The following is a 26,024-nucleotide window of genomic DNA, read 5'->3' on the forward strand; positions in this document are numbered from 1 at the left end:
TGTGTTTATTATTTCTACAGTAACAACAGAGAGTTCAAACGATGAATTCCAACCCTTTCTTATCTATTGTCATTCCAACCTACAATCGTGTCGATTTTCTCGACTATTGTCTTGAAGTTCATATTCCTCTGGCCAAAGTACACAATATACCTATTTTTGTTTCTGATAATGCGTCAACAGATACTACAGGTGAGGTCGTTAAAAGACGAATAATAGAGTACCCTCTTATACAATATCACCGAAATGAAACAAATCTTGGTTTTGATGGTAATTTTGAATGTGCACTTAAATATCCACAAACCGATTATGTTTGGCTTTTGGGGGATACCTATCAAATCCCGCCCGATGGGATTGACTATGTCCTTAAACTTATAACAGCTAATAAAAAAAAATATGAAGCCATCATATTTAATGTCGCCGATAGAGTGATTGATATTCCTCAACAAGATTATACTGATCAAAACCAATTATTATCTGATTTAGGTTGGCACATGACATGCCTTTCAAGTCTGGTGTATAGTTCCAAACTCATAACTAATGCAGATTTTGAACGTTATAAAAATACTGATTTAGTTCAAACTGGTGTTATCTTTGAATCTATAGCAAATAGAAGTTTTCTTATTCACTGGGTTGAAAATTTATCAGTTAAGTCTATCAAGATTAAAGATCTTGTAAAAAAAAGTTGGCAAGCCAGAACTATAGAAATTTGGGCGGAGAAGTGGCCAAATCTTATCCTTTCACTACCACCTTCATATAAATTGGACATTAAAATAAAATGTATTAAGGAACATGGAATTAAAACTCAAACTTTCACTCTCATGGGATTACTGAAACTTAGAAGTGAAAATATTTTAAATTTCAAAACTTATAAAAATTATTCTAAAATTTTCCCTTTAGCAACTGATTTATCAAATATAACTATATTAATAATAAGTTTTCTACCATCAACGATTTTAAAATTTATTAGAGCATTAAAAAAAAAGACTCATGTGTAAATTAAACCTTAAGATATTCGAACATTTTCCCTTTCTCTGGAAAGCTATTGCAGAAATCAATAAAATAATGAAGATTTGAGTTTATTTGCATTTGTCAACACATCCTGTTTGGCCAGAACACGAAATGCCATGGGATTTTTAACGATTTCCCAAACATGGATTCCATGCTCTATTTTACAAATATACAATTTTCGAAATAATATCTCTTACGAAAGGATTTCCATGCAAAGCATACTCACTTGTTGATGATTCTCCGACACGCAATCTTTGGCTTTATACACTATGACAAAGGGTCGCTATCATAAAAAAAAAACAAGCACCTATCAGAGTGATTTATTGAAATTGGAGATCAGAATGCTCTTTTACAAACCGGATTTAGGGAAATTTACGATTTCCCTTTTCGTCCTCTTTACAAAGAGATCTTTGCAGCAAGTGAACAGATTAAGAATGGACAGAACCTACAGACAAAATAAAGGTTATCCTTTAGAGAAAAATGGCGATTTTGGAAGGCTGATAAAATTGAAACTAAACATTAGTGATAAGCGAGAGCTTATCACATTATGTGCTATAAAATGAATTATACAATTACTGCAGGAAAAAAGTATTCAAATGGAAAACCTTTCAAAGTTTCTTACTGCAAAAATCAAAACGATTCACCTATTGAAAAACCAGTTTACGACAATGTTGCCGTAATAATTGTAACATATTGGCCGGATGACGGATTTGCTGAACGTGTAGAGCATCTTTCGACATTGTTTACCAGGGTATTGGTCGTAGACAATTCTGGTGGCCCTAACCAAGAAGTAAATCTTTTACTATTAACAAAAAATTACAACATTGAAATATTAATAAATACTTGCAACTTGGGCATTGCAACCGCAATGAACAAGGGGATTAACTGGTCTATCAATAAAGGTTATACATGGACGCTAACTCTTGATCAAGATACTCATATTAAAGATAATATTTTAGATGAAATTGGTGTTGTATATGACACTATAGAATCAAAGAAATTCATAGGATTGATTGGATGCAACTACAAAGACCTTCATGGTTCCGTTCCAACGCATTGGAGTGTCTCACAGGAAAACAATACTTATATTGATGCCCTTGTTTTCATTTCATCAGGATCTTTTCTTAATAATAAAGCTTTTGTTGATTGTGGGCCTTTTAGAGAAGACTATTTTATCGATTATGTAGACAATGAATACTGTCTGAGAGCATTATCCAAAGGATATCATGTATATATAACAAAAAAATATCTAATGACCCATTCTGTCGGCAATAGAACATGTCATAAGTTTATTTGGCGAAATTTCTATACAAACAACCATGTAGCTTTTCGTCGATATTTTATTGCAAGGAATCGAATATGGACATTAAAAAAATACTGGAAGAATAATACATTTTGGTGTTCGCATCAGATTCTAGTTGCAATAATCGAAGCTTTAAAAATATTTTTATTCGAATCTGGAAAAACGCTAAAACTAAGAGCATTATTAGATGGTTACTTAGATGCTTTTTCAGACAAAAAACAAGACCCACAAGAAATCATTCGGAAATATTTTAAGATATAGTTTTGCCTTTTATCGATTTTGCAGAGGTAAATATGCCATCATTAATCCCCTTCAATATATATTTAAATTGACTTTTCCTATCCTGATCAAACAAGGAAAACCATACCAGTGTAAATATTAGTTTGATGCAATTGTTAACTTTCCAAGCAAATGGAGTATAAGGTTTATTATAAAGCCATAAACTATTACGCACAATCGTATAATGTCTTTTTGGCGATCTCCTTGGCATTGTTCGCCAACCAAAAAACCAGAAATTTACAACATCATCTCCTAAATTGTGATTTAACGTTGTAGAACAATCACCAAAACATTGATATGCCAAATGGCGTGCTCTCATGTACCAATCAGTTTCAACATGATCAATGAAGAAAGCCTCATCAAATTTTCCTATAATTTGCCAAGCAGAAAGGTTAATAAAACTGCCAGATGAGTTTATGAATTGGCAGGGCAAAATAGAACAACTACAGTTGCCGCACTTCACTTTTTTCCAAATGAAATTATGTAAGACTGCAAAACCTAATTCTTTTTCCGACCTCGGATCAAAAAGACGTGGTCCTATAGCCGCGATTTTTTCCTTTCCCTCAATCAAGATTTCTAAATGGCATGTTAATACTTCAACAAGATTATTATCCGGTATGCTATCATGGTCCAGCAGTAATGCAAAATCGAATCCTAGTTTGATGGCTGTTTCGATACCAACATTTAAAGCTTTTGCTATGCCAAGATTTCTTTTTAGAAATATAACATTCAGATGTTCTAAATTTTGTTTTTTTTGGAGAATGAATGTCATAAATTCATCATCAGATCCGTTGTCAACCACAATAACAAAACATTGAACTTCAATAGCATTAAGTTCTTTCTCAAAAATAAAAAGGTTGGGATTATACGTGACGATAATAGCCGCAACCTTTTTCTCTCTTTTCTGGACTCTTGCGATGCACTTTGATTTTATATTTTCTAACACTATGCTATTACCACTGAATGATTCATATTTGTTTAATAGATTCGAATCTATTTTTGTAGACGGTAAATTAGTGTAGGGATAATTGGAGATAACCAATCTAACCAACAATCAGGAATTTGTTTAATCATGGGACTTAACAACCCGTGCTTTTTCTCTATTGCTAATGTTTCTCTAAAAGCTCTAGTGCAGATATTTCGATATGCAAACCCATTCTTATCTAGTATTTTCTCCAATTCTTTTTTCTCAAGTGGTTCACAGTCATAAAAAATACCTCGACGGGCTAACCGTAAGTAATAGCTTCGCAGGTACAGCGGCAACCAGCTCAAGAATATGAGTTTATAATGGGGTTCTATGAGCATCCAGCGGTTTGGAACCGCTAGGTAGCCAATACCATCCATTTTCAATACACGATGAATCTCACTGATATGATGGGATTGCGCATCACGATTGCCAACATGTTCGATTACGTGGTTAGAAATCACAACATCAAAACTTCCATTTGCAAACGGGAGCACCGTGTCTTTAATAAGAACAAACATGTATTTGTCCCGCAATAAACGCTGATCTACGACATCGACAGCCGCAACATCGCATCTGATACTTCTGTGTGTGGCAAAGTAATGAGCTATCCCTCCGGAACCAGTTCCAATCTCCAGCAATCGTATTACTTTAGATCTTGCTGAAAGGTCAAGCAAGCGCTCAATCTTGAGCGCTTTATGCTGTCGCGAGGGCAAATCGAGGACAGCGTGTGGCTTTCGATCAAGTGCCGGCAATCCCACTACCTCCACTTTCGACATTATGAAAAACTCTCCTCAGCTGACTACCAAACTCATTCCACTGAAATAATTCGGCAAATTTTCTGCACTCACCAGTAGGTTTAGGCGACGCTCCTTCCTTGATAAGTTCAATTACAGCTTGAGCAAAAGAGATATTATCATTTGCACGTATCAGTCTACCACAACAACCATCAGAAACCGCATCCGGCACTCCACCAACCGAAAAAGCTACCGTAGGTAACCCGTGAGCTGCTGCCTCTACTGCAACCATTCCAAATCCCTCTATATCATGATTGCTTTGTTGAACTGGAAACACGAGAACGTCAGCGGCAAAATAGGCATTATCAAGCTCCTCATCTGAACAATTACCCAAAAAATTAACCCTGTTTTTTAACCCTTTTTCTATTAAGACAGATCTGATCCGGGCACGTTCATCCGTCACAGTCTGCAACGCATCGACCGGATCATCCCCAATAACTACCAATATTGATTTTGGCGCCTCTGATATAATATTCGGTAAAATATTTTCTACGAAATACAATAACCCCTTACGGGGTGTAATACGACCAACACAAAGCATAATAGGGGACTGACCGAAGTTATAACGTGATCGAAAGGCAAGATTTTTATTATGGACATCTGCCATATCCGGCATTTCAACTCCTGGGTGCAAGATCGAAATGCACTCTGACGGTACCCTTGCTTCTAATGCGAGTTGTTTCGTATAGCGGCTATTGACAAGCACATGATCAAAATATTGAAAAAATGGTAGCCATATTGACCGATAAACAGAATGCTGAACCTTCACATCAAGGCCATGTAAGTAAACAATACATCGCGCCCTCGAAAGGCGGGCGAATATCCAAACGATTGGGGCTGTAAGACCGCTGCCGGCAAATATTATATTTGGACGATGACGCACAACCGATCTTAATGCCCCTAAGGTAGTACCAAGCAGAAAAAAGAACATAGGACTCAGCTGTACTTCAATGACATTTACATCAGGAGGTAATTTATCTTTACAGCCAGAAGGACCCACTACTTGAACTTGATAGTCAGATCTTAACTCATCGATTGCATGCCATATCAAACGCTCCATACCTCCAACAAGTGGTGGTAAATTGCGGGTTACGATCAACACATTCGCTTTATTCATTTTCCGAAATAAATTTTTATTCAACCCTGTCATACCGCATTTGGCTGATCTGTTCCGCTACCAGTCCAATCATAAAAATAATGATCGAGCTGTTAAACAGCATGGCCGACATGTTGGTAAATCTTGCCGCCGTCACAAATGTATAAAAATAGTAGCCAAGAGCCACTGCAAAGAAAGCGGCACTAATCGGCAGAAACACCCGCAGCGGCGAGAACAGGGTCGCGATCTTGGTGATGATAAGGAAAAACCGGGTGCCATCCTGGAACAGTTTTATTTTGCTCTTGCCGATGCGGTATTTCGTTTCGATCGGGACGTATTTGACGCTGCGGCCGCTGCGCAGGTAGGCCATCGTCAGGGTGGACGGGTAGGAAAAGGTGTTGGGCAGCAGGTAGATGAACTGTCGGGCCGTGGACAGCCGAACCAGCCTGAAACCCGAGGTCAGATCCTCCACCTTGAATTTGGTCACATAGGAGGCGAACCAGTTGTAGACGGTGTTGGCGATGTCGCGGTGCATCGCCGTCTCGGAGTTGCTGCTCCGCGCCCCCACCACCATATCGTAGGTGTCTTTGTGTTCGAGGAGGCGGGCGATATCTTCCGGGGCGTGCTGGCCATCGGCATCCATCATCACCACCCATTCGCCCTGGGCCGCACGCAAGCCTGATTTGATCGCCGCCCCGTTGCCGATATTGTAGGGGTGGGGCCAGACATTGGCGCCGGCCTCCATTGCCTTTTGGAGGGTGGTGTCGGTTGATCCGTCGTCTACTACCAGGATTTCGTAATTTGGGTATAGTTCCCGGATTCGGCGGATGGTGTCGCCGATGCTGAGTTCTTCGTTGTAGGCGGGTAGCAGGATGGTGACGGGGACCTTCTTTTTCTTCTCGTCCACTCTCTTTCCCCTTTCCTGATTGGATTTTTTTTACTGCGTTTTGTGTTCGGTTGGTGGGCACTCGGAAATGTAGCCGGGATTGTGGTCTTGTGCAACTTTTGTAACGATTTGCGAAGGATAAACATATTGGGGAGGGTTTTGCAAAATTTATGTTGGGGTGGTGTTTGATTTCGGTTGTTGAAATGTGATTTGAGGGGGGAAAAGCAAGATTTCTCGCTTCGCTTCGAAATGACAGCGGGGGTGGGAGTTTGGGTTTGGCCCTATCGGGAATGGTGAAATTTCTCGCTTTGCTTGGAATGACAGCGGGGGTTGGAGTTTGGGTTTGGCCCTATCGGGAAGGGTGAGATTTCTCGCTTTGCTCGGAATGACAGCGGGGGTGGGGGTATGGGCTTGGCCTTAACGGGAACAGCAAGATTTCTCGCTTCGCTTCGAAATGACCGCGGGGGTTGGGTTTTGGACATTGGCCCTATCGGGAATGATGAGATTTCTCGCTTCGCTTCGAAATGACAGGAAGAAAAACGGAATGACAGCGGGGGTGAGAGTGTGGGCTTGGCCCTATCGGGAAGTATCTCCCAATTCTCAAAACCGAACATCATCTCTGAGCATGGGCGCCGGCCAAGGGTAACAGGAATTTGACAATCGTTAACTCTTTTGTTAATGTATGCGCATGGGATACGAAATCGAATACTATAGCGAAAAGGTACAGGAAGAAATAGCCAGGCTGCCGAAAACCTTGGTTGCCCGCTACCTCAGACTTGCCGAGCGAATGATGGTTTTCGGTCCTGACTTGGGAATGCCACACAGCCGAGCCATGAAAGGCGGCTTGTTTGAACTGCGCCTTATAGGCGCAGAGGGAATCGCAAGAGTTTTTTTACTGTACGGTAGCGGGACGTCGCATTGTCATATTGCATAGTTTTGTCAAAAAGACCAACCGAACGCCGAGTGCGGAACTTGCCGTCGCCAAGCGTCGATTGAAAGAGGTGTGCCATGTTAAGTCATGAAGATTTTAAGAAAAAACTCCTTTCCGATCCGGAAGTAAAAAAAGAGTATGATCAACTTGAGCCGGAATTTTTGCTGCTTGATGAACTTCGCCGCGCTCGCGAGGCCTCCGGCTTGTCACAGGCCGAGATTGCCCGACGCATGGGAACCAAGCCACCGGCGTTGTCGCGCATGCTCTCCGGGATGTCGAGCGCCAAACACTCTCCATCGATTGCCACGCTACGGAAATACGCCGAGGCCTGTGGTATGAAGCTGCAGGTCCACATATCGAAATGATTGGCAGCGGGGTCAATGCCTTTTCCGAGTATGAGCGCGGCGTCAGGCAACCGGCCAAATCGACCGTCCTGCTGTTGAAGTTGCTCGATCGCCATCCCGACCTCCTCCCGGAGGTTCTGGCGGCATCCTGAATGCTCGCATAATGTCCATGGCGTTGCCCTCCTCAATCCCACTTCCCGGCGATTCATTTTGCAGTGGCCTTCTTAATGATCTCGGGGATGATCCCTTTGTCGATGACGTCGGGGTTGCCGATCAGGCGACGGGGCTGCGAGGGAATATTGACACCTATGTTTGTTGTTACTACAATAAATAAATGGCTATTGAATTCGACCAGAACAAACGCGACAAAACGCTGCAGCAGCGGGGTCTCGATTTCGCCAGGGCAGCAGAAGTCTTTGCTTCGGTCGCCGTCACCATCGAGGATATTCGCCGGGATTACGGCGAAAAGAGATATATCTCCGTTGGTTTACTGGATCTCCGGGCTGTGGTTGTGGTCTGGACCCCACGCGGTAAAACTCGCCGCATCATTTCAATGAGGTACGCCAATGATCGCGAAAAAGAAAAGTACTCGAAGCACCTGGATTGATCCCGACGACGCCCCCGAGCTGACCGACGAGGACTTTGCTCGCGGCGTATGGACGATCGGTGAAAAAGTCGTTTCCCGTGAAGAGGCACTGAAAGCGCTCAATAAGGTCACGCGCGGTCGGCCGGCCGGAACGGCGACGAAATCATCAACCACCGTCCGTTTCGACAACGACGTGCTGGACGCCTTCAAGGCCAGCGGCAAAGGCTGGCAGAGCCGCATGAACGCCGCCCTCCGCGACTGGTTGAAGGAACATCGGCCATGAAGAACCAGGCGCCTCTTGTGCCATTCGAATATTTGACGTCATGACGTCATGACGTTACACTGTTGAAAACAGGGGGTGATTGTATGTCTGCACAAGCGAAGAGAGCGACGATCTATTTTGACCCGGAGATACACAGGGCGCTGAAATTGAAAGCACTGGAAACTTCTCGATCGATTACCGATCTGGTCAATCAGGCGGTAAAGGAGGCCCTGGCCGAGGATGCGGGAGATATTCTCGCCTGTGAGGAGCGGAAAAACGAGCCGCTGATCAGTTATGATCAAATGGTAAAAAAATTGAGGAAAGATGGAAGGATATAGCATCTTCTTCAAAAAATCCGTCGAGAAGGATCTCGATGGCATACCAAAGAGCTCTTTGACGAAGATTCTCCAAAGAATAGAGGCTCTGAAGATAGATCCCCGGCCACGTGGGAGCGAAAAACTCACCGGCCAGGAACTGTATCGCATTCGGCAGGGACTATTCAGAATCGTTTACTCGATTCAAGACCGGGAATTGACAATCTGGATCATCAGGATCGCGCATCGCAGGGAAATATACAGGAAATTGCGATAGCCGGGGTTGTCATCGCGTCGAACACCGTTCTCCCTCTGTTATACATCCCAATCCGTGAGATTCAGCATGAGGGTCATCGGATTGAAAGGAGATTCCCGGAAACCATACCGGAGATAAAAATCCTTTGCCGATTCGGAAAGGGCATGGACCAGAAGGGCCCGAATGCCGGCCTTGCGCGAAACGGTGAGGGTTCGCAGCACCGCGTCTTTCAACAGTCCGGCGCCGACACCGTGTTTCTGCCAATGCCGGGCAACGGCTAGTCGGCCCAGGACCATGACCGGCAGTGGGTCCGGCATCCCCCGTTTCACCCTGCCCGGGGCCTCTCCGCGTCGCACGCTGCCTGTGGCCAGAGCGTAAAAACCGACAACCCGCTGATGATCGCAGGTAACAAACGTCCGGGAGGCCCCTGTTGTTTCGTTGATCAGCGCCTGCCGCTGCAGCCACTGGTTCAGCGTTTGTATCCCGCAATCGAATTGATCGAGACCATGCCCTGGCGTGATTGGTTCCGGGGCGGTCAATCTTCCCATGGCGCCCTGGCGGCCAGGATTTTCTTCATCGCCTCGGCTGCAGGCGTCTTCAGGGCAGCCTCAAAGGCCGCGAACTCTTCCTCCTGAACGAAAAAAAGGCGTTGATCCAGCAGAACGTTTTCCGCCTCCCGGCAAGCGGCTTCGAGCATGAAATCGGATCGGCTTTTGTTCACCGCTGCCGCCGCGCTGTCGATCAGGTTGCGTTGTGCGGCCAATGCCCTGATGTTGATCGGTGCTTTGCGCGTTTCAGTGTTCGCCATGAGGTCCTCCTTGTGCTTTTGTGTATATAACATCAATATACACTTTGCACGGTTGCTGTCAATGTGCAATGCCTGCTGATGACAACGGGGGAGAAATCTTGTCCTTCGCCCTATTGGGAACGACGAGATTTCTCGCTTCGCTTCGAAATGAAATGACAGGGAGGGCGGCGCCTCGTTTTTCGCCCTACCGGGAACAATTAGATTTCTCGCCGGCGCTCGACAAGGGGGGAGGCCGGAATCGTAAGGGGAATTTCTTGACATGATGTAGCCTGTGGACTACATGGTGACCATGAAATACGAGATCGAAAGAACAGAGCCGTTCGACAAGTGGCTGAAAAATCTGAAAGACCGCAAAGCCGTACGACAATATGGATAAAGTAAAGACCAGCCCATACAATCCCTTTGATTATCTTGAGAACGATGAAGAGATAAATGAATATTTGTCTGCGGCTTTCAATGATGAAGATCCGCACGTTTTCCTGATCGCCCTTGGTTACCTGGCCAAAAAGAGAGGTATGTCCGAAATTGCCCGGCTTACCGGGGTCAACAGGGAAAGTCTGTACAAGTCGCTTTCCGGAAAAGGAAACCCGGGGTTTGCCACAATCGCCAAGATAGCGAAAGCCCTGGGGCTTAGCCTGCACTGGGAGACCAAGGTCACGCAATTGCCGACCGCAAGTTGAGAATGTTGAACATCGCCCGCACCCGGACAAAGCTGCCCTGCGGTATAGGGTCAAAGGCGCGAGAGATTTTTTGACACAGTTGAGGATAATGCCATGAACGCAATGACCCACAAAGGCTATGCCGCTCGCGTTGAATTTGATGCCGAAGACCGCATTTTTGTGGGCCGCGTCATCGGTATCAGGGATGTTGTCAGTTTCCACGGAGAGACGGTTTCCGAACTGGAAAACTCTTTTCGTGAGGCCGTCGACGACTACCTCGATGCCTGCGCGTCACTGGGCCAGCAGCCGAACAAACCATATTCCGGCAAGCTCCTGATCCGGGTAAACGCTGAAGTCCACGCTGCCGTGGCGGCTGCCGCCGAATCTGCCGGCAAGAGTCTGAACCAGTGGGCGGCAGAGGTCCTGAACAAAGCGGCTCATGCGTAAATCGCCACCAGAAGGAATGGACCATGGCGCTGAAAACACGCCCGTTCGATCCGGCTGAGTTTCACCCCTGTACCTGGTGGCGTTCGGGTTATCAGTTTTCGCAAAGCAAACGAGAGGGAGGCAAAACGCTATGGCAAAGCGCTTACCACTGACTGACAAGGACGGCGAAGTTCGGGAATTGACCATGGACGATCTCAAACATTTCAAACCGGCAACCGATATTTTGCCACGGGAATTGGCCGAGGTCTTGCCGAAACGCGGCCGCCCGGCCGGAACGGCAGCGAAAACATCGACAACCGTCCGTTTCGACAACGACGTGCTGGAAGCCTTCAAGGCCAGCGGCAAAGGCTGGCAGAGCCGCATGAACGCCGCTCTCCGCGACTGGTTGAAGGAACATCGGCCATGAAGAGCCGGCAGCGAGATATCTCGTGTTTTCAATGAGATATCTTCATGCGGAGATCTCTCCAAGGCGCGCGAGATGACATGGGGAGGAAAGTCGAGATGACAGCGGAGAAAGGCCGAAATGACGGGGCCGGAAAGATCGAAATCTGAACCTTGAACGCAGAAAAGGCCGGACCCGACTGCAGGATCCGGCCTTCGATGCTCATGCCGCAGGCGGTGGATTATTTCCCGCCCTTCGCGATGCTCATGTTCTTGGTGACGGCAAACCATTTCTGGGCGTTGCCCTCATCATCCTTCTTGCCGTACGGCTGATACCATACCTCGACATCGACGGTGAAGTCGTTGGCGATGATGGTCCGAACCAGCTTGTCGTCCTTCGTTGCCTCGGTGTAGACGGGGATCGTGAATTTTTCCCTGGTCGTCTTCAACGGCGGCAGGCTGGAATCGCGCAGGATGCCGCTCTTCTCGTACGGTCCACGGCCCATCTTGTCGCCCCGGCCCATCTGCTGCGGAACCGGCATGTAGATTTTTTCGTTTTCGTAGAATACCTTGCCATCAGCTGTTTTCGCGGTCACATACAGGACCACCCGGTTTGGGGTCGGTCAGCCGTCCGGAATGGGGTGACCGGCCTTGTTCGTCAGCTCGACGATGACATCGGCCAGCGGCGTCATGGTCGAACCGTCACGCCACTGATACGCCTCGGCCTCGACCTCGACCTGCAGCGCCATCTTGACCATCTCGGGTGAACGGTAGCTCTGCATGTCATGACCGAGCCCGCTCTTCTCCATATGGCATTCCTGGCAGGTTTCGACCCCGCCTTCGGCCTTGTAGGTATAGAGATGGGCGCCGTAGAGCGTGGCGCACTGGGTCGGGTTTTCCAGCTCGAAATTCGGTCCCAGGCCATGGCACTGACCGCAGAGGATCGATTCCTTCATGATCTTGCTCTCTTTCATCACCGGATAGTTTTCGTCCTCATGCTCGCCATCCTGGGTGCCATAGACTGCATTTTTCTGCGGGACGCCATCCGTCCACTTATGGATAATGGCATTCCGTCCGTGACAGACGGTACAACCGATATTCAACGTCTGCAGGGTCTCGGCCGCCTCTTCATCGCCATCCTCGGCAAAGGCGTAGATGTTCTTGACGATTTCCTGGGCGACGCTGTCCTCGGCATCTTCCAGCTGCGGCAGATGGCACTTGGCGCAGATCATCAGGTGCTTGATGCCGACATCCTCGGGTTCCTGCACTCCGGAATGCTCCCATTCCATCAAGCCGTTCTCGATCGTCGTCCTGAAGGTCGCGGCGGTTCTGCCGGTATTTTCCGGACCGAAAATCGAGCGGGCGTGGAGTGATTTCTGCCACTGCTCATGAACTTCCGTATGGCAGTCGATACATCCGCTCGAATCGTACATTGCCACCAGTTCGGCAATGGTTTTGGCTTTCTTCTCCTCAGCCGCCTGGGCGCCGGTCAACATCAACGGCACGGCGAGCCCGAGCAGTACGGTCATGCTCTTGAAAAATCTCATACCTCCTCCTGACTAAAGGTTTACGTGATCATGAATGCAGCGACACTGCCGGCACGTCCTCCCCACCACCTCCTTCACCCTCTTCGCACTTCCGTTGGATGGAGGAAAGAAAACTAATTCTTTCAACCAATTATAAATATCTCAATGAGTTTACCTTTCCATTGTACGATACTCAAAATTTTTGTCAATAATGAGCCTGGTGCAAAATGAAGGTCTGCCCGCCCTTGTCGTCTCGGCCGGGGAGAGATCGCCTGCGCCCTTGGAGGCTCACTCCCTGTCCTCGTCCAGCCGCTGCAACCCTTCCATGATCAGGCCGATGAACCCGCCGATGGGCGGCAGCTCCTGGAGTTCGGGGCCGATCCCCCTGGTGTAGGTGAACCGCCCGCTCTTGACGCCGAGTATGACATAGATGGCGTCCTTGTCGCGGAGGCTCCTGAGCCGGGCATGAACGATCTCCCCCTCCCTGAAGTAGATGACCGCCTTGCCCTCGTCGAGAGCCAGATCGATCGTCCCGGTCTTCTGGGCGGAGTTGATCAGCTGCAGGAGATCGACAATCGAGATCTCCGCCAGTTCGCCGCTCATTCCCGAGGTGATATTGCCCGAGCGGAGGGTCATCGCCTGGGCCCGCTCGACCAGCAATTTAAAGAGGAATATCTGCAATACCGGATACTTTTTCAGAACATGGCGCAGATTTTTGAGACTCAGCATCGCCACCTGGGTATCGGCGATGGTGTAGACGTCGTTGGTCACCGGTTCGTCGGAGAGCAGGCTCATCTCCCCGAAGATCTCCCCCTGCCCCAATTCGGTGATCCTCGACCCATCCGCGTCCATCACCGCGACCCGGCCGTCGAGGATGATGAACAGATGGCTGCCGGGCTCGTCTTTCTTCAGTATGATCCGATCGATCGGGACAATCTTCATCTCCAGGAGCATGATCAGATCGATCAAGGCGTCGTCATCGAGGGCTTCGAAGACGTCGAGATTGCGCAATATGGCAAAAAACCTGTCGAGGTGCTGCTTGCGCCGCCGGGCCTCGGATTCGATCAGCAGCTTCATCTGCAGCGTAGCGAAATCCTTTTCCTTCTTGAATTCAAAGTAGATCAGGCCCTGACAGCCGCCGCAATCGAAGCGCTTCCTGGGGCCGGTGCGTTTGGGCAGGCCGCTGAACGTCGCCCGGGTGGTGATGACTTTCATGATCGCCTGCGACAGGTGAAGGCATTGCGGTTTGAAGGCCGGGACCGACAGGCAGAAGTTTTCGACCTTGAGTTCCTCGCCGACATTGTAAATAGGACAGGAACGTTCCTCGGTGACGAGGAATATGGCGTTGTTCAACTTGTCGACTGGCTTTCTCACGGTTTACCTCGCGCTTCAGATCTGGAACCGGGAACGGATTGCAGCGGATTGCGACGACCGGGAAAACGGTTTGGGCGAATGCCGGTGAAAAACGGCGGCGGGCCGATGTAAATCATTTTACGGCTGCGATCTGGATTGAGCAATGTTTATCGATCATCGCCGATCACCGGTCGCGCCCCGTCTGCCCGTTCCAATCACGCAATCCCCACCAGACCGACAGCAGGCCGACACCGGTCAAGGCCGCCGAACTCCAGGCAACGGCGGTAATCCCGCCGATCTGCCACAGCCAGCCGCCGACCAGGACCCCGATCATCCGCCCCACCCCGGAGGTGGCGTAGAAGCCGGCCATCATCGTCGCCCGCGACTCCGCCATCAGTTCGGTGCTGAGCGAAAAGCTCGTGACGATCGTAAACTCGAAGGCCAGAAAAACCAGAAACATCCCGGCCATCGCCAGCGACAGCGAACTGCCGGTGAGGGGCAGGAGGAGGTAGGCGGCCATCGCCAGCCCCAGCCCGAGGATCATCGCCCGCTTCAGCCCGAGACGATCGGCGAACAGCGCCGTCAGCGATTCGCCGCACAGCTCCGCCGCCCCGATCGCGACGGTGCTGAAACCGAGGGTGGCGATGCTGACCTGAAAATCCTGCTCGAACCAGGCGCCGTAGACGACGAACAGGCTGTCGTTGGCGATACTGATCCAGAACCCGAAGGCCAGCATCCCCGCGGCCGGCCGGACCTTGAACAGTTGCGGCAGGGCGGCGAAGACACTGACCCGGCTCGTCTCCGCCCCGGCGGCCGGCCCGTCGGCCGGGATGACCCGGCTGATGGTCAGCCAGCCGACCGCGCCGAGCAGTGCCAGCAGGTAAAAGGCGCCGCTGAGGCCGACCTCGGCGATGATCAGGCCGATGGCCGGAATGCCGATCAGGGTCGAGCCGGCCCAGGCGGTTTCGATGATCCCGATGACCCTGCCGCGGCGTTCAAACGGGACATTGTGGCCGATAAAGGCCTGGATCGACGGATCGAAGATCGTCTTGCCGAAACTGGCGAGCACCAGGCCGACAAACACCAGCCAGTATTCCGAGACCAGGCCGCAGAGCAGCATCCCGATTGCCAGCATCGCCAGCCCCGACCGCATCATCACCCGGTAGCCGAAGCGATCGGCCAGCGGGCCGCTGAAGAGGCCGAGCAGCGATGTCAGCTGGCCGGCGGCGATGATCGAGGTGATCGCCGCCAGCGGTACCGCCAGTTCCCGGCTCAGGGCCGGGGCAAAGGGGTAGACGAAGCGTCGCCCGGTATTGAGCAGGAGCCGGCAGAACAGCGCCGCGACAATCTGTCTGGCCAGTGATGGTTTCATCGCTTGTGGTTCGCAGGTGTTTTGGTGAGGGCAAGCGGCAGAAGGCGCCGCCGGTCGCCAGGCATGCACATCATCGTCGATCTCCCACCTATACACGACAGATCGCTGTAATTCAAAGCAATTTCGCACATCGACGATCAGAAGCGGCGGCGCCGGCGCCAGGCCCCGGCGCCGGTCTGAACGAGATTCGGACCGCCGCCCCATGGACATCGGACCGCATTGACCTTAAAATGGGGGTTGAGACTGCGGATGCATCATGTGCCATGTTCGAAACAATCGCCATTCGGAGACGGAAGGATGAGCAACGGATGGCCGCTCAATGCCATCGCGATTGCCCCACCCTTCTTCCACAACAGTTGAAAAAGATTATGGAACCTGAACTTCCCGCTATCGACCAGGCGCATTCGGCGCAATTCATCGATATGGCCTCCCGGACGAACCGCCTGAAAATCGTCCCCCACCCCGACGGCTACGGCAAGCGGGTCAGCAGCTGCGGCGACAGCATCGAACTGTACCTGTCCGTCCGCGACGACCGGATCCGGGCGGTCTCCTTTTTGATCCAGGGATGTCTCAACACCAACGCCTGTGCCAACACCCTCGCATCTCTGGTGGAGGGCAAAAGCGTGGCCGAGGGCTGGCAGCTCACGCCGGCCGACATCATGGAGTATCTGCAGACCCTGCCGGCCGAACATACCCATTGCGCCGAACTGGCGGTGGAGGCCCTGCACCAGGCGTTGAAAGATTACAGCGCCACCCGGCGCGAGCCGTGGAAGAAGGTTTATCGGAAAAGATGACGGAGGCCGCGGCCGGACGGCCGCGGCAATGACGGGCGGGGCTATTCCTCCCGCCGCGGGTAGGTGGCGCAGACGTTCTTCAGCATGGCGCCATTCTCATCGATCCGGCGATACGCCTTGATGAGCTCTTCACTCGATTCCAGGTGCTGCTCGACCGATTGCGCCAGCAGTTCATGGATGTGATAGGGCGGCCGTTCCGCAAAATAGAAGTCGACGATCGCATGCCCCAGCTCGTGGGCGACCACCCCGATCCGCGTATCCGACGCCGAGATGTAGATCGTATTCTCCGACAGGGAATAGTAGGCGATCTTTTTCTCCCGTTGCCCATATTTCTTGGCGAATACGGCCGAACAGTCCTGGGCGGTGGGGAGGATGACGACCTTGACGTGCAGGTTTTTGGGGTACATGTTGAGCACGAACTTGGCCTGTTCGATAATGGCGTTGAATTTGGCCGTCAATTCATCCTCGACCGTCACGTAGTCCTTCTGCTCGACCATGGTGCACAGGCGGGGGCCGAGCTGTAGCCGGTCATTGAAATCCTGGAGAACCTGCTCACTGTCGCACTGCAGCGTCACATGGCCTCTGGTGTGGTGGCCATACAGCTGCAGCGGCAGGAAGAGACCGGCAAGCAGCAACAGCACGGACAAGGTGACGGTGTAGATTTTCATTTCCAGGCCCTGTTCCAGCACCGGCCATGCGACGACCGGCTGCGGTGACGTTTTCCGGCGGTGAAGCTCGAGGAGCGATGAAGCTTTGCGAGTCGCTGCGACCGCTTGACCGCCATGCTTCATGGATACTGTAATGCCGAAACCGTTCCGGTCAACGGGGCCGGGTGTGACGGCCGTGCCGGCCGTGACGGCTTGAGGGGATGTTGCCGGTGGCGGGATCGAGCGGGACAAAAAGAGCCCTTCCTGACAAGAAGCTGGGGGGCCAATCAGGAAGGGCTCAACCCCCTGCAGACAGGAGGAGAATTCATGGTACAATTACCTGGAGAAAAATCAACAGCAAAGAGCGGCGGCGGCATCAGAAGATGATCGTCCGGATTCCCGAGTTGCAACGGGCACAAAAAAAGGGTTCCAGCCGAATTGACTGAAACCCTTGATTTTGCTGGCGGGGCCGACCGGGCTCGAACCGGCGACATCCGGCGTGACAGGCCGGCATTCTAACCAACTGAACTACGACCCCAAATCAGGTCTGGTTGTGGTGGGCGGAACAGGGATCGAACCTGTGACCCTCGGCTTGTAAGGCCGATGCTCTCCCAGCTGAGCTACCCGCCCGCGCAACCAAAGCGTGAAGGAGTTTTTACCAGCTTCGCCTACCTCCGTCAAGCAAAAAACGAGGCGGGAGATATTATAAAACCGCCGCGGCTTTCCTGGAAATTTCAATGTTCTGAGGGCGTTTGAAGAGATCTTCGCCCTCCTTCATGACGATCGCATGACGCAGGACCTCGTCCATGTGTTCAACCAGATCGATCGTCAATTTTTTCCGGATCTTGATCGGCACATCGTTGAGATCGCGCTCGTTGTCCTTCGGGATCAGCACATGGGTGATATTCCCGCGTTTGGCGGCCAGCAGTTTTTCGGTCAGCCCGCCGATCGGCAGCACCCTGCCCCTGAGCGTAATCTCACCGGTCATCGCCAGCTTGTGCCGGACCGGGGCCTTGACCAGCGCCGACACCAGGGTCGTGGCGATGGTGATGCCGGCCGACGGCCCATCCTTCGGGATCGCCCCCTCCGGGACGTGGATATGGATATCGAGTTTCTGATAGAAATCCGGCTCCAATCCCAGCAACCCGGCCCGCGAGCGCACGTAGCTGAGCGCCGCCTGGGCCGACTCCTGCATGACATCGCCGAGTTTGCCGGTGATGATGAGCTTGCCGGCCCCGGGCATCAGGGTCGTCTCGATCTGCAGCAGCTCGCCGCCGACCTCGGTCCAGGCGAGCCCGGTCGTCAAGCCGATCTCGTCCTGTTCCTCGGCCAGCCCGTATCGGTATTTCGGGGTGCCGAGATAGCCGAGCACGGCCTGGGCGTTGATCCGGTATTTCTTCGTCTTCAGGTTCTTCTTCAGGCGATCGCGCGCCACCTTGCGACAGAGACCTGCAATGCTTCGCTCGAGGTTCCGGACCCCGGCCTCACGGGTATAGCGACGGACGATCTCCAGGATCGCCCCGTCGGTCAGCTGGATGTCTCCGACCTTGAAACCGTTTTCCTCCAGCTGTTTCGGGATCAGGAAGCCTTCGGCGATCTTCAGCTTTTCCTCTTCGGTATAGCCGTTGAGCTGGATGATCTCCATCCGGTCCTGGAGCGGCAGCGGGATGCCGTGCAGGTTGTTGGCGGTGGTGATGAAAAAGACCTCGGACAGATCGTAGTCGATGTCGAGATAGTGGTCGTTGAAGGCGACGTTCTGCTCGGGATCGAGGACTTCGAGCAGGGCCGAGGACGGGTCGCCGCGGAAATCCATCGACATCTTGTCGACCTCGTCGAGACAGAAGACGGGATTGGCGACGTTGACCTTCTGCATCGACTGGATGATCTTGCCCGGCATCGCCCCGATATAGGTGCGGCGATGCCCCCGGATCTCGGCCTCGTCGCGCACCCCGCCCAGCGACAATCGGGCGAACTGCCGCCCCATCGCCCGGGCGATCGACCGGCAGATCGAGGTCTTGCCGACCCCGGGCGGACCGACCAGGCAGAGGATCGGCCCCTTGATCTTCTTGACCTGGGCCTGAACCGCCAGGTACTCGAGGATCCGCTCCTTCGGCTTGTCGAGGCCGTAATGATCCTCGTCGAGGATCTGCTCGGCCTTGTTGATGTCGATATGCGACTTGCTCTTCTTCTGCCAGGGGAGGTTGACGATGCAGTCGATATAGTTGCGCACGACCGTCGTCTCGGCCGACATCGGCGGCATGTTCTTCAGCTTTTTCAGTTCCTTGAGGGCCTTCTCCCGGGCCTGGAGCGGCATTTTTTTCTTGTTGATCAGCTCCTCCAGCTCGGCCAGTTCGTCGAGGCCGTTCTCGTTCTGCCCCATCTCGGTCTGGATCTCGCGCACCTTCTCGCCGAGATAGTAGTTGCGCTGGGTCTTGCCCATCCGCATCTTGACCTTGGCGTTGATCGCCTTCTCCAGTTCACCGAGCTCGATCTCGCGGTAGATGATCTCGAGGACCTTCTCGATCCGGGCGATCAGGGTTTCGCTCTCGAGGATCTCCTGCTTCTCCTCGGCCCGCAGCGGCAAATGAGCGCAGATGACGTCGACCAGCTTCGACGAATCCTCGATGCTGTTGACCGACTTCACCACTTCCTTGGCGATTTTCTTGTTGGTATTGGCAAATTCGTCGAAAAACCGTCGCAGCTCCCGCTCGTAAGCCAGCAGCTCGCTGTTCTTTTCGACGACATCGGGGATCTCCTCGACCTCGGCCTGGAGGAAGCGGTCATGGGGGACGAAGGAGACGATCCGCGCCTTGGTCTTGCCTTCGACCAGCGCCTTGATCGTCCCGTCCGGCAGGCGCAGCAGCTGCATCACCGAGGCCAGGGTGCCGTAGGAGTAGATTTCCTTCTCGCTCGGTTCGTCGACCGTCGAATCCTTCTGAGCGACCAGCAGGATCTCGGTCCGTTTTTCCATCGCATCCTCGAGGGCCTGGATGGAACGTTTCCGTCCCACGACCAGCGGCGCCACCATATGCGGGAAAATGACAATATCGCGAAGGGGCATGAGTGGATAAAGCTTTGTCACAAAATCTCCTTTTTTCCTGAATGCTCGTGTGGCAAAAGACCTCTCAGGCGGTCTTCAACTTTTCGTCCGGGCTGTAGAGAATAACCGGATAATCACCGTTGGTTATGACCTGTTCGCTGATAACGCACTCCTGGACATTGTTCTTCGAGGGCAGATCGTACATGACGTCGAGCATCGCCGTCTCCATGACCGACCGCAACCCGCGGGCCCCCGATTTGCGTTCCAGCGCCTTCCTGGCAATGGCCGACAGGGCCCCTTCGGTGAAGCGCAGCTTGATGCCCTCCAGTTCGAACAGCTTCTGGTACTGCTTGGTCAGCGCGTTCTTCGGTTCGCGGAGGATGCGGATCAGGTCCTCCTCGACGAGTTCCTCCATCGTCGCGATGACCGGCAACCGTCCGACGAGTTCGGGGATCAGGCCGTACTTCAGCAGATCCTCGGGCCGGACCGTGGCCAGCAGCTGGCCGAGCTCCTTCTTCGGCTCGGCAACGACCTTGGCGCCGAAACCGATCGATTTCGTGCCCTGCCGCCGCTTGATGACATTCTCCAGCCCGACGAAGGCCCCGCCGCAGATAAAGAGAATATTGGTGGTATCGATTTTCACCAGGTCCTGCTGCGGATGCTTGCGCCCACCCTTGGGGGGGATGGAGGCGACGGTCCCCTCGACGATCTTCAGCAGGGCCTGCTGCACCCCTTCGCCGGAGACATCGCGGGTCAGCGACGGACTGTCGGATTTGCGGGCGATCTTGTCGATTTCATCGATGTAGATGATGCCGCGCTGGGCCCTCTCGATATCGAAATCGGCGGCCTGGAGCAGGTTGACGAGGATATTCTCGACGTCTTCGCCGACATAGCCGGCCTCGGTCAGGGTCGTCGCATCGGCCATGCAGAACGGGACATTGAGGATGCGGGCCAGGGTCTGGGCCACCAGCGTCTTCCCCGAGCCGGTAGGGCCGATGAGGATGATGTTGGATTTCTGCAGTTCGACCTGCTCGTTGTCCAGCGGGGCGTCGATCCGTTTGTAGTGGTTGTGGACGGCGACGGAGAGCACCTTTTTCGCGTATTCCTGGCCGATGACGTAGGAATCGAGATGGGCCTTGATTTCCATCGGCTTCAGCGATGCCGGCAGCACTTCCTCTGCCTGGCCGTGCTCCCCACCCTCCTCGCGCACGATCTCGTTGCACAGCTCGATGCACTCGTCGCATATGTACACATTCGGGCCGGCAATAAGCTTCTGCACTTCGCTCTGGTGCTTGCCGCAGAACGAGCAGCTGCATTCCGGCTCATTGTTCTTGTTGTCAGCCATATTATTTTTCCTCAGCTACATCTTCACGTTTTACCAGTACCTTGTCAATAATCCCATAGGCCATGGCATCCGCGGCGCTCATAAAGTTGTCGCGCTCGGTGTCGGCCTTGATCCGCTTCATCGTCTGGCCGGTGTGAGCGGCGAGTATCCGGTTCAGGTCCTCGCGCATCCGCAGGATCTCACGGGCATGGATGTCGACATCGGTCGCCTGTCCCTGGAACCCGCCCATCGGCTGATGGATCATGATCCGGGAGTTGGGCAGGGAATAGCGTTTGCCGTGGCTGCCGGCAGCCAGCAGCAGGGCCCCCATCGACGCCGCCTGGCCCATGCACAGCGTGGCGATGTCGCACTTCACGTACTGCATGGTGTCGTAGATCGCCATCCCGGCCGTGACCGAACCGCCGGGGGAGTTGATGTAAAAGGTGATATCCTTGTCCGGGTCCTCGGCCTCGAGGAACAGGAGCTGGGCGATGACGACATTGGCGACGTCATCGTTGACCCCGGATCCGAGAAAGATGATCCGTTCCTTCAACAGCCGGGAGTAGATGTCATAGGCACGCTCTCCCCTGGGACTCTGTTCAACCACCATCGGTACTAGATTCATGGCAACACTCCTGAAACGGTACGACTGCAAGAGGCAGGGGCCCATTGCAGTCGTCCAGATTGAAATTCACAGTGCGGCGCCCTTGAGCGTCCGCTTGTCTCTTTTGGCAATCCCTCTTGCCGGGATGATCAGGCTTCCTGGGCAGGCGGCTCCGCCGGAGCGGCGACGATGACGGCCTGATCCCTGAGGAAGTGCAGGATCTTCTCGTTCAAGAGTTCATTCATAAAGGGAAGAAGATCGTCCCGACTCTGGAAGAACTCCTTGACCTTCTCCACCGTCATGCTGTACTGGTCGCCGATCCGTTTGAATCCCCGCTCGAGATCCTCGTCATTGACTTTGATTCCCTCGACTTCGGCGATCTTCTTGAGGATGAAATCGCCCCGGACCCGCTTCGTCGCCATATCGAGATGCTGCTTGGCAAGATCCTCGCGGTTGAGACCGGCGACCTCGAGGCTGATGCCGTTCTTCATCAGGGTCTGCTCGGTCTGCTTGATCATCTGGTCGATCTCGAAGGCCACCAGACGGTTGGGGACCTCGAATTCATGGCCCTCGAGAATCTTCTGCATGATCCTGTCGGTGAAGGCCCCTTCTGCGGCCTGCTCCTTCTCCCGGAGGCACCGCTCGCGGATCGAGTTCTTCAGGTCTTCCAAGGTACCAAAGGACTTGTTGACATCCTTGGCAAAATCGTCATCGAGCGGCGCCAGGACCCGTTCCTTGATATCCTTGACCTTGATCCTGAACTCCACTTCCTTGCCGGCCAGTATCGGGTTGGCATGTTTTTCCGGGAAAGTGACGCTGTGCGTACCTTCCTCGTCCTTGCCCATGCCGACCAGCTTTTCCTCGAACTCCCTGCCCATGCGGCCCGAGCCGACATCGACCGAATAGTCTTCGTTCTTGACCTGCTTGATGGGATTGCCCTTGTGGAAACCCTGAAAATCGATGACGACGACATCGCCTTCGGCAATCACCCGGTCATTGACGCTCTGCAGCACCGCCATATTCTTCTGCATGGCCTTGAGCTCAGTCTCGACTTCCTCCTCGGAGACCGTCACCGGCGGCTTCTCGACCTCGATACCCTTGTAATCGCCAAGCTCGAACTGGGGCTTGGTATCGACATTGGCCACATAGGTGAAGGCGCCATCGTCAGTGTAGGTGACGCTGGAGATCTCCGGATGCACGACCGGGTCGACACCTTCCTTTTCGATGGCGTCGAAATACGTGTCCTGGACAAGCTTTTCCCCCACTTCGGCCTCGACCTGAGGTTTGTAGGTCTTCACGATGATCGTGCGTGGGACCTTGCCCTTCCTGAACCCTTTGATTTTAATGTCCTTCCGCAGCTTCTCATAGGCCTCGTCGAGCTTCGGCTGGACGATCTCTGCAGGCAGGGTGACAGTGATTTTCTTCGTCAAGGCGCTTATCTCTTCAACACGTACTTCCATGAAATTTCATCCTTTCAGTTTAGTTATATTGTAGTGAAACCTGAAAAATATCGTTTTTACCGTCACGTAGCCGCCGGCGCCGCAGCTCTCGGCGCCAACCGCGGCAAATCCGGCGTTATCCGGAATATCAATCACATGGTGCGAGAGGGGGGAATCGAACCCCCACGCCAAAGCGCCAGATCCTAAGTCTGGTGCGTCTACCAGTTCCGCCACCCTCGCGCGGGTATTTTATCTCTGTTTTTATTACAATTCCCCAATTTCCAACGGAGAATTTCGATCATCTGCCGTGCTGTCGCGTCTGCCGATCCACCCGTGCGCTCCGGCTGTCGCCGCATGACGGAGACCGAACAGGACATGAAGCGAATTTTTCCCAGATTTCACGAGTAATTCACATCACCCACCCAGTCAAGGGCGGGACACACAGCCAGGGTATGGATTTCCGAATAGGTAAACTTGCAATAACTACCATCTCGACCACGCTCTTTCCAGTTCTTTTTCGATAATCCCGGGATCAATTCAGGAAAAAGTCAGTATTCATCGTTAAAAAGCGTTGCAATCTTCACAAAAAGAATAACAATGGCAGATGCTGTTGGCAATAACCCTGCCTTTTTTCGTTTTTTACCCAGCCTTTTCATTTTTTTTCTGAATTCTGCAGCCCATCGAGAGGATTTTCCCATGCGATACTCCACGATTTTCCCGACAACTGTTCTTTCCCTGCTCCTCGCCGTCGGCCCCCAGGCTTCGGCGGCGACGTATACCGGCAAGGACGACAAGCTGGAATGGACCCAGCAGCAAAGCTGGGCCACTTCCGGCAAACCCCTGCATCTGGTGCGCTCGCTCGACGGAAAATACACCTTCATTCTCAACGACCAGCAGCAGATCGTGGTCCATGACCAGTCCGGGGCGGTCCAGGGAAAGATAGCGGTCGCCAAGGGCGTGACGGCGTTCGATATCTCGCCCCAGGGAGAATTCCTCTATCTGATCGACCAGGATGCCGCCGCCTTCACCACCATCGCCCTCGATTTCGTCATCGCCATCGACACCGCCGGCTCCCCGGTCAAAGGCGATGCCGCGGCCCCGGTCAGCATTGTCCTGTTTACCGATTTCCAATGCCCGTACTGCATCAAGCTCAATCCGGTGCTCGACCAGATCTACGAAAAGAACAAGGGCAAGGTGAAAATCGTCTTCAAAAACATGCCGCTGCAGTTTCACCAGATGGCCGAACCGGCAGCGATTGCCGCCCTGGCCGCGGGCGAACAGGGCAAGTTCTGGGAATTCCACGACAAACTTTTCACTGCGCCCCAACTCAGTCCCGACCTGCTCCCCAAGATCGCCCAGGACCTCGGCCTCGACATGGCCCGGTTCGAGAGCGATCGGAATTCGCCGATGCTGCGCCAGAAACTCGGCAAGGACATGTCCGACGCCCAGAAGGCCGGCGTCACCGGCACCCCCACCCTCTATATCAATGGCCGGAAGCTGAAACAGCGCTCGCCGGAAGGATTCCAGGCGATGATCGACGAAGAGCTGGCCAAGGCGGGCAAGTAACGAAACCATGCCTCCACAGCAGATCAGCCAGGACCTGAACTTCCCCGACAACACCAGCGCCAGTGCGCTGTACGGCGACCTGAACCGGAACCTGCACATCGTCGAAGAGAGCGTCAACGTCAAGATCAACGTGCGCGGCAACGATGTGCAGGTCACCGGCTTTCGCCACGATGTCGAAATCGCCGTCGAACTGCTGACCCAGCTCTACGACCTGATCGGCCGGGGCCACCCGGTCTTCAGTTCCGACTTCGCCTTCGGCCTCAAGATCCTCGGCGCCTCCTCGAAGGCACGGCTCGACAAGATCTTTCTCGACAAGGTCTACGTCACCACCCAGAACCGGATCATCTCGCCGAAGACTCCGAACCAGAAGATCTATATCGACGCCATCCGCAGCAACGACATCGTCTTCGGCATCGGCCCGGCCGGCACCGGCAAGACCTACCTGGCGGTGGCGATGGCCGTTTCGGCGCTGGTCAGCGGCCAGGTCCGGTCGATCGTTCTGACCCGCCCGGCGGTCGAGGCCGGCGAGAAGCTCGGATTCCTGCCCGGCGACCTCGCCCAGAAGGTCAATCCCTACCTGCGGCCACTGTATGACGCCCTCCACGACATGCTCGGACCGGAGAAAAGCTTCGACATGATCGAGCAGGGGATCATCGAGGTCGCCCCGCTGGCCTTCATGCGCGGCCGGACCCTGAGCAACGCCTTCATCATCCTCGACGAGGCCCAGAATACCACGCGCGAGCAGATGAAGATGTTTCTTACCCGCATCGGATTCGATTCCCGCGCCGTCATCACCGGCGACAGCACCCAGGTCGACCTGCCGATCAAGAAAAACTCCGGCCTGCTCGAGGCCCGCCATATCCTCAAACAGGTCGAGGGGATCGCCTTCTGCAGTTTTTCGAAGATCGACGTCGTCCGTCATCCGCTGGTGCAAAAGATCATCCAGGCCTATGAGACACTTGCAAACTGAGGCTGCGGCGGCAATGCCGCCGGATCCTGCCGCCGACCGATTCCTGACCGTCCCGGTGCCGATCCCAC

At 52.9% G+C, this 26,024-nt stretch carries 30 protein-coding genes, 3 tRNA genes and 1 pseudogene; 16 read left to right on the plus strand and 18 right to left on the minus strand.

The window, feature by feature from the left end; translation table 11 throughout:
* Positions 1 to 41 precede the first annotated feature (41 nt).
* From HNQ81_RS06900 to HNQ81_RS06910, 3 genes are all read left to right on the plus strand, one after another.
* A complete protein-coding gene (locus HNQ81_RS06900) occupies positions 42 to 995 on the plus strand; it encodes a glycosyltransferase family 2 protein (protein WP_183349674.1) in 954 nt (317 codons plus the stop codon).
* Between the two features lie 354 nt (positions 996 to 1,349).
* Positions 1,350 to 1,571, plus strand: a complete 222-nt coding sequence (locus tag HNQ81_RS06905) for a hypothetical protein (protein WP_183349676.1) — start codon at positions 1,350 to 1,352, stop codon at positions 1,569 to 1,571.
* Complete coding sequence (locus tag HNQ81_RS06910; RefSeq protein WP_183349678.1) at positions 1,568 to 2,572, plus strand: glycosyltransferase family 2 protein; 1,005 nt, start codon at positions 1,568 to 1,570, stop codon at positions 2,570 to 2,572. Before HNQ81_RS06905 ends, HNQ81_RS06910 begins: the two co-directional genes overlap by 4 nt.
* On the opposite strand, the gene HNQ81_RS06915 is transcribed toward HNQ81_RS06910, so the two are convergent.
* From HNQ81_RS06915 to HNQ81_RS06930, 4 genes are read right to left on the minus strand one after another with little or no spacing between them, the layout of a single operon-like run.
* Entirely contained in the window at positions 2,562 to 3,536 is a 975-nt protein-coding gene (locus HNQ81_RS06915) for a rhamnosyltransferase (protein WP_183349680.1), read from the minus strand. The genes HNQ81_RS06910 and HNQ81_RS06915 overlap by 11 nt on opposite strands.
* Positions 3,537 to 3,583: 47 nt before the next feature.
* Complete coding sequence (locus HNQ81_RS06920) at positions 3,584 to 4,333, minus strand: class I SAM-dependent methyltransferase (RefSeq protein ID WP_183349682.1); 750 nt, start codon at positions 4,331 to 4,333, stop codon at positions 3,584 to 3,586.
* Positions 4,296 to 5,501, minus strand: coding sequence for a glycosyltransferase family 4 protein (locus tag HNQ81_RS06925; RefSeq protein ID WP_183349685.1), 1,206 nt, complete (start codon positions 5,499 to 5,501; stop codon positions 4,296 to 4,298). Before HNQ81_RS06925 ends, HNQ81_RS06920 begins: the two co-directional genes overlap by 38 nt.
* A complete protein-coding gene (locus HNQ81_RS06930) occupies positions 5,485 to 6,354 on the minus strand; it encodes a glycosyltransferase (RefSeq protein WP_183349687.1) in 870 nt (289 codons plus the stop codon). The genes HNQ81_RS06925 and HNQ81_RS06930 overlap by 17 nt, the downstream gene beginning before the upstream one ends.
* A gap of 667 nt (positions 6,355 to 7,021) precedes the next feature.
* On the opposite strand from HNQ81_RS06930, the pseudogene HNQ81_RS17790 reads away from it, so the two are divergent.
* From HNQ81_RS17790 to HNQ81_RS18075, 7 genes and pseudogenes are all read left to right on the plus strand, one after another.
* Positions 7,022 to 7,355, plus strand: a pseudogene (locus tag HNQ81_RS17790) (type II toxin-antitoxin system RelE/ParE family toxin).
* The gene (locus tag HNQ81_RS06940; protein ID WP_183349689.1) at positions 7,342 to 7,629 is read left to right on the plus strand and encodes a helix-turn-helix domain-containing protein; all 288 of its coding nucleotides are present in this window, start codon (positions 7,342 to 7,344) and stop codon (positions 7,627 to 7,629) included. The pseudogene HNQ81_RS17790 and the gene HNQ81_RS06940 overlap by 14 nt, the downstream one beginning before the upstream one ends.
* Positions 7,626 to 7,760: a type II toxin-antitoxin system MqsA family antitoxin gene (locus HNQ81_RS06945; protein WP_240191609.1), complete on the plus strand. Its 135-nt coding sequence runs from the start codon at positions 7,626 to 7,628 to the stop codon at positions 7,758 to 7,760. Before HNQ81_RS06940 ends, HNQ81_RS06945 begins: the two co-directional genes overlap by 4 nt.
* Positions 7,761 to 7,942: 182 nt before the next feature.
* The gene (locus HNQ81_RS06950; protein ID WP_183349691.1) at positions 7,943 to 8,215 is read left to right on the plus strand and encodes a BrnT family toxin; all 273 of its coding nucleotides are present in this window, start codon (positions 7,943 to 7,945) and stop codon (positions 8,213 to 8,215) included.
* On the plus strand, positions 8,175 to 8,477 hold the full coding sequence (locus HNQ81_RS06955) for a BrnA antitoxin family protein (protein ID WP_183349693.1): 303 nt from the start codon (positions 8,175 to 8,177) through the stop codon (positions 8,475 to 8,477). The genes HNQ81_RS06950 and HNQ81_RS06955 overlap by 41 nt, the downstream gene beginning before the upstream one ends.
* 83 nt (positions 8,478 to 8,560) lie before the next feature.
* Positions 8,561 to 8,794, plus strand: coding sequence for a plasmid partition protein ParG (locus tag HNQ81_RS06960; protein WP_183349695.1), 234 nt, complete (start codon positions 8,561 to 8,563; stop codon positions 8,792 to 8,794).
* Positions 8,781 to 9,047, plus strand: a complete 267-nt coding sequence (locus tag HNQ81_RS18075) for a type II toxin-antitoxin system RelE family toxin (RefSeq protein WP_183349697.1) — start codon at positions 8,781 to 8,783, stop codon at positions 9,045 to 9,047. Before HNQ81_RS06960 ends, HNQ81_RS18075 begins: the two co-directional genes overlap by 14 nt.
* Before the next feature lie 38 nt (positions 9,048 to 9,085).
* Here HNQ81_RS18075 and HNQ81_RS06970 read toward each other — a convergent pair whose 3' ends face one another.
* The gene (locus tag HNQ81_RS06970) at positions 9,086 to 9,574 is read right to left on the minus strand and encodes a GNAT family N-acetyltransferase (RefSeq protein ID WP_183349699.1); all 489 of its coding nucleotides are present in this window, start codon (positions 9,572 to 9,574) and stop codon (positions 9,086 to 9,088) included.
* A complete protein-coding gene (locus HNQ81_RS06975) occupies positions 9,562 to 9,834 on the minus strand; it encodes a type II toxin-antitoxin system TacA family antitoxin (protein ID WP_183349701.1) in 273 nt (90 codons plus the stop codon). Before HNQ81_RS06975 ends, HNQ81_RS06970 begins: the two co-directional genes overlap by 13 nt.
* Positions 9,835 to 10,202: 368 nt before the next feature.
* On the opposite strand from HNQ81_RS06975, the gene HNQ81_RS06980 reads away from it, so the two are divergent.
* From HNQ81_RS06980 to HNQ81_RS06990, 3 genes are all read left to right on the plus strand, one after another.
* Complete coding sequence (locus HNQ81_RS06980; RefSeq protein WP_183349703.1) at positions 10,203 to 10,514, plus strand: addiction module antidote protein; 312 nt, start codon at positions 10,203 to 10,205, stop codon at positions 10,512 to 10,514.
* 93 nt (positions 10,515 to 10,607) lie between these two features.
* Positions 10,608 to 10,940 (plus strand): type II toxin-antitoxin system HicB family antitoxin, encoded by a 333-nt coding sequence (locus HNQ81_RS06985; protein ID WP_183349705.1) that lies wholly within the window; start codon positions 10,608 to 10,610, stop codon positions 10,938 to 10,940.
* Between the two features lie 130 nt (positions 10,941 to 11,070).
* Positions 11,071 to 11,346, plus strand: coding sequence for a BrnA antitoxin family protein (locus tag HNQ81_RS06990; protein ID WP_183349707.1), 276 nt, complete (start codon positions 11,071 to 11,073; stop codon positions 11,344 to 11,346).
* Positions 11,347 to 11,563: 217 nt separating this feature from the next.
* Here HNQ81_RS06990 and extKL read toward each other — a convergent pair whose 3' ends face one another.
* The 3 genes from extKL to HNQ81_RS07010 all read right to left on the minus strand — a co-directional run bounded on the left by extKL (position 11,564) and on the right by HNQ81_RS07010 (position 15,572).
* The gene (gene extKL / locus HNQ81_RS07000; RefSeq protein ID WP_350297500.1) at positions 11,564 to 12,868 is read right to left on the minus strand and encodes a multiheme c-type cytochrome (seleno)protein ExtKL; all 1,305 of its coding nucleotides are present in this window, start codon (positions 12,866 to 12,868) and stop codon (positions 11,564 to 11,566) included.
* Positions 12,869 to 13,135: 267 nt separating this feature from the next.
* On the minus strand, positions 13,136 to 14,221 hold the full coding sequence (locus HNQ81_RS07005) for a DUF4388 domain-containing protein (protein WP_183349711.1): 1,086 nt from the start codon (positions 14,219 to 14,221) through the stop codon (positions 13,136 to 13,138).
* Positions 14,222 to 14,384: 163 nt separating this feature from the next.
* Complete coding sequence (locus HNQ81_RS07010) at positions 14,385 to 15,572, minus strand: MFS transporter (RefSeq protein WP_183349713.1); 1,188 nt, start codon at positions 15,570 to 15,572, stop codon at positions 14,385 to 14,387.
* A gap of 368 nt (positions 15,573 to 15,940) precedes the next feature.
* Between HNQ81_RS07010 and HNQ81_RS07015 the strand changes: the two genes are divergently transcribed.
* Positions 15,941 to 16,366 (plus strand): iron-sulfur cluster assembly scaffold protein, encoded by a 426-nt coding sequence (locus HNQ81_RS07015; protein WP_183349715.1) that lies wholly within the window; start codon positions 15,941 to 15,943, stop codon positions 16,364 to 16,366.
* A gap of 41 nt (positions 16,367 to 16,407) precedes the next feature.
* Here HNQ81_RS07015 and HNQ81_RS07020 read toward each other — a convergent pair whose 3' ends face one another.
* From HNQ81_RS07020 to HNQ81_RS07060, 9 genes are all read right to left on the minus strand, one after another.
* A complete protein-coding gene (locus HNQ81_RS07020; RefSeq protein WP_183349717.1) occupies positions 16,408 to 17,034 on the minus strand; it encodes a hypothetical protein in 627 nt (208 codons plus the stop codon).
* 440 nt (positions 17,035 to 17,474) lie between these two features.
* Positions 17,475 to 17,551 (minus strand) — tRNA-Asp (locus HNQ81_RS07025).
* A gap of 16 nt (positions 17,552 to 17,567) precedes the next feature.
* Positions 17,568 to 17,643: transfer RNA gene (locus HNQ81_RS07030), tRNA-Val, on the minus strand.
* Between the two features lie 73 nt (positions 17,644 to 17,716).
* The gene (gene lon / locus HNQ81_RS07035) at positions 17,717 to 20,074 is read right to left on the minus strand and encodes an endopeptidase La (protein WP_183349918.1); all 2,358 of its coding nucleotides are present in this window, start codon (positions 20,072 to 20,074) and stop codon (positions 17,717 to 17,719) included.
* 64 nt (positions 20,075 to 20,138) lie between these two features.
* Complete coding sequence (gene clpX, locus HNQ81_RS07040; protein ID WP_183349719.1) at positions 20,139 to 21,398, minus strand: ATP-dependent Clp protease ATP-binding subunit ClpX; 1,260 nt, start codon at positions 21,396 to 21,398, stop codon at positions 20,139 to 20,141.
* Between the two features lies 1 nt (position 21,399).
* Complete coding sequence (clpP, locus tag HNQ81_RS07045; RefSeq protein ID WP_183349721.1) at positions 21,400 to 22,002, minus strand: ATP-dependent Clp endopeptidase proteolytic subunit ClpP; 603 nt, start codon at positions 22,000 to 22,002, stop codon at positions 21,400 to 21,402.
* Positions 22,003 to 22,130: 128 nt separating this feature from the next.
* Positions 22,131 to 23,441, minus strand: a complete 1,311-nt coding sequence (tig, locus tag HNQ81_RS07050) for a trigger factor (RefSeq protein WP_183349722.1) — start codon at positions 23,439 to 23,441, stop codon at positions 22,131 to 22,133.
* Between the two features lie 136 nt (positions 23,442 to 23,577).
* Positions 23,578 to 23,660, minus strand: a tRNA-Leu gene (locus HNQ81_RS07055).
* Positions 23,661 to 23,968: 308 nt separating this feature from the next.
* Positions 23,969 to 24,118, minus strand: coding sequence for a hypothetical protein (locus HNQ81_RS07060; protein ID WP_183349724.1), 150 nt, complete (start codon positions 24,116 to 24,118; stop codon positions 23,969 to 23,971).
* Here HNQ81_RS07060 and HNQ81_RS07065 point away from each other — a divergent pair.
* Positions 24,117 to 24,986, plus strand: a complete 870-nt coding sequence (locus HNQ81_RS07065; RefSeq protein ID WP_183349726.1) for a thioredoxin domain-containing protein — start codon at positions 24,117 to 24,119, stop codon at positions 24,984 to 24,986. The two genes, HNQ81_RS07060 and HNQ81_RS07065, sit on opposite strands and share 2 nt — an antisense overlap.
* 7 nt (positions 24,987 to 24,993) lie before the next feature.
* Entirely contained in the window at positions 24,994 to 25,956 is a 963-nt protein-coding gene (locus tag HNQ81_RS07070) for a PhoH family protein (protein ID WP_183349727.1), read from the plus strand.
* The last annotated feature ends 68 nt before the right edge of the window (positions 25,957 to 26,024 follow it).

It is taken from the genome of Desulfoprunum benzoelyticum (genome assembly GCF_014201505.1).
Classification (GTDB): domain Bacteria; phylum Desulfobacterota; class Desulfobulbia; order Desulfobulbales; family Desulfocapsaceae; genus Desulfoprunum; species Desulfoprunum benzoelyticum.

Bases quoted from the DNA above. Each gene is read 5' to 3' on its own strand.
- HNQ81_RS06900 (WP_183349674.1), top strand. From the start codon at position 42: ATGAATTCCAACCCTTTCTTATCTATTGTCATTCCAACCTACAATCGT.
- HNQ81_RS06905 (WP_183349676.1), top strand. From the start codon at position 1,350: ATGCTCTTTTACAAACCGGATTTAGGGAAATTTACGATTTCCCTTTTC.
- HNQ81_RS06910 (WP_183349678.1), top strand. From the start codon at position 1,568: ATGAATTATACAATTACTGCAGGAAAAAAGTATTCAAATGGAAAACCT.
- HNQ81_RS06920 (WP_183349682.1), bottom strand. From the start codon at position 4,333: ATGTCGAAAGTGGAGGTAGTGGGATTGCCGGCACTTGATCGAAAGCCA.
- HNQ81_RS06925 (WP_183349685.1), bottom strand. From the start codon at position 5,501: ATGACAGGGTTGAATAAAAATTTATTTCGGAAAATGAATAAAGCGAAT.
- HNQ81_RS06940 (WP_183349689.1), top strand. From the start codon at position 7,342: ATGTTAAGTCATGAAGATTTTAAGAAAAAACTCCTTTCCGATCCGGAA.
- HNQ81_RS06945 (WP_240191609.1), top strand. From the start codon at position 7,626: ATGATTGGCAGCGGGGTCAATGCCTTTTCCGAGTATGAGCGCGGCGTC.
- HNQ81_RS06950 (WP_183349691.1), top strand. From the start codon at position 7,943: ATGGCTATTGAATTCGACCAGAACAAACGCGACAAAACGCTGCAGCAG.
- HNQ81_RS06955 (WP_183349693.1), top strand. From the start codon at position 8,175: ATGATCGCGAAAAAGAAAAGTACTCGAAGCACCTGGATTGATCCCGAC.
- HNQ81_RS06960 (WP_183349695.1), top strand. From the start codon at position 8,561: ATGTCTGCACAAGCGAAGAGAGCGACGATCTATTTTGACCCGGAGATA.
- HNQ81_RS18075 (WP_183349697.1), top strand. From the start codon at position 8,781: ATGGAAGGATATAGCATCTTCTTCAAAAAATCCGTCGAGAAGGATCTC.
- HNQ81_RS06970 (WP_183349699.1), bottom strand. From the start codon at position 9,574: ATGGGAAGATTGACCGCCCCGGAACCAATCACGCCAGGGCATGGTCTC.
- HNQ81_RS06975 (WP_183349701.1), bottom strand. From the start codon at position 9,834: ATGGCGAACACTGAAACGCGCAAAGCACCGATCAACATCAGGGCATTG.
- HNQ81_RS06980 (WP_183349703.1), top strand. From the start codon at position 10,203: ATGGATAAAGTAAAGACCAGCCCATACAATCCCTTTGATTATCTTGAG.
- HNQ81_RS06985 (WP_183349705.1), top strand. From the start codon at position 10,608: ATGAACGCAATGACCCACAAAGGCTATGCCGCTCGCGTTGAATTTGAT.
- HNQ81_RS06990 (WP_183349707.1), top strand. From the start codon at position 11,071: ATGGCAAAGCGCTTACCACTGACTGACAAGGACGGCGAAGTTCGGGAA.
- HNQ81_RS07010 (WP_183349713.1), bottom strand. From the start codon at position 15,572: ATGAAACCATCACTGGCCAGACAGATTGTCGCGGCGCTGTTCTGCCGG.
- HNQ81_RS07015 (WP_183349715.1), top strand. From the start codon at position 15,941: ATGGAACCTGAACTTCCCGCTATCGACCAGGCGCATTCGGCGCAATTC.
- HNQ81_RS07020 (WP_183349717.1), bottom strand. From the start codon at position 17,034: ATGAAAATCTACACCGTCACCTTGTCCGTGCTGTTGCTGCTTGCCGGT.
- lon (WP_183349918.1), bottom strand. From the start codon at position 20,074: ATGCCCCTTCGCGATATTGTCATTTTCCCGCATATGGTGGCGCCGCTG.
- clpX (WP_183349719.1), bottom strand. From the start codon at position 21,398: ATGGCTGACAACAAGAACAATGAGCCGGAATGCAGCTGCTCGTTCTGC.
- clpP (WP_183349721.1), bottom strand. From the start codon at position 22,002: ATGAATCTAGTACCGATGGTGGTTGAACAGAGTCCCAGGGGAGAGCGT.
- tig (WP_183349722.1), bottom strand. From the start codon at position 23,441: ATGGAAGTACGTGTTGAAGAGATAAGCGCCTTGACGAAGAAAATCACT.
- HNQ81_RS07065 (WP_183349726.1), top strand. From the start codon at position 24,117: ATGCGATACTCCACGATTTTCCCGACAACTGTTCTTTCCCTGCTCCTC.
- HNQ81_RS07060 (WP_183349724.1), bottom strand. From the start codon at position 24,118: ATGGGAAAATCCTCTCGATGGGCTGCAGAATTCAGAAAAAAAATGAAA.
- HNQ81_RS07070 (WP_183349727.1), top strand. From the start codon at position 24,994: ATGCCTCCACAGCAGATCAGCCAGGACCTGAACTTCCCCGACAACACC.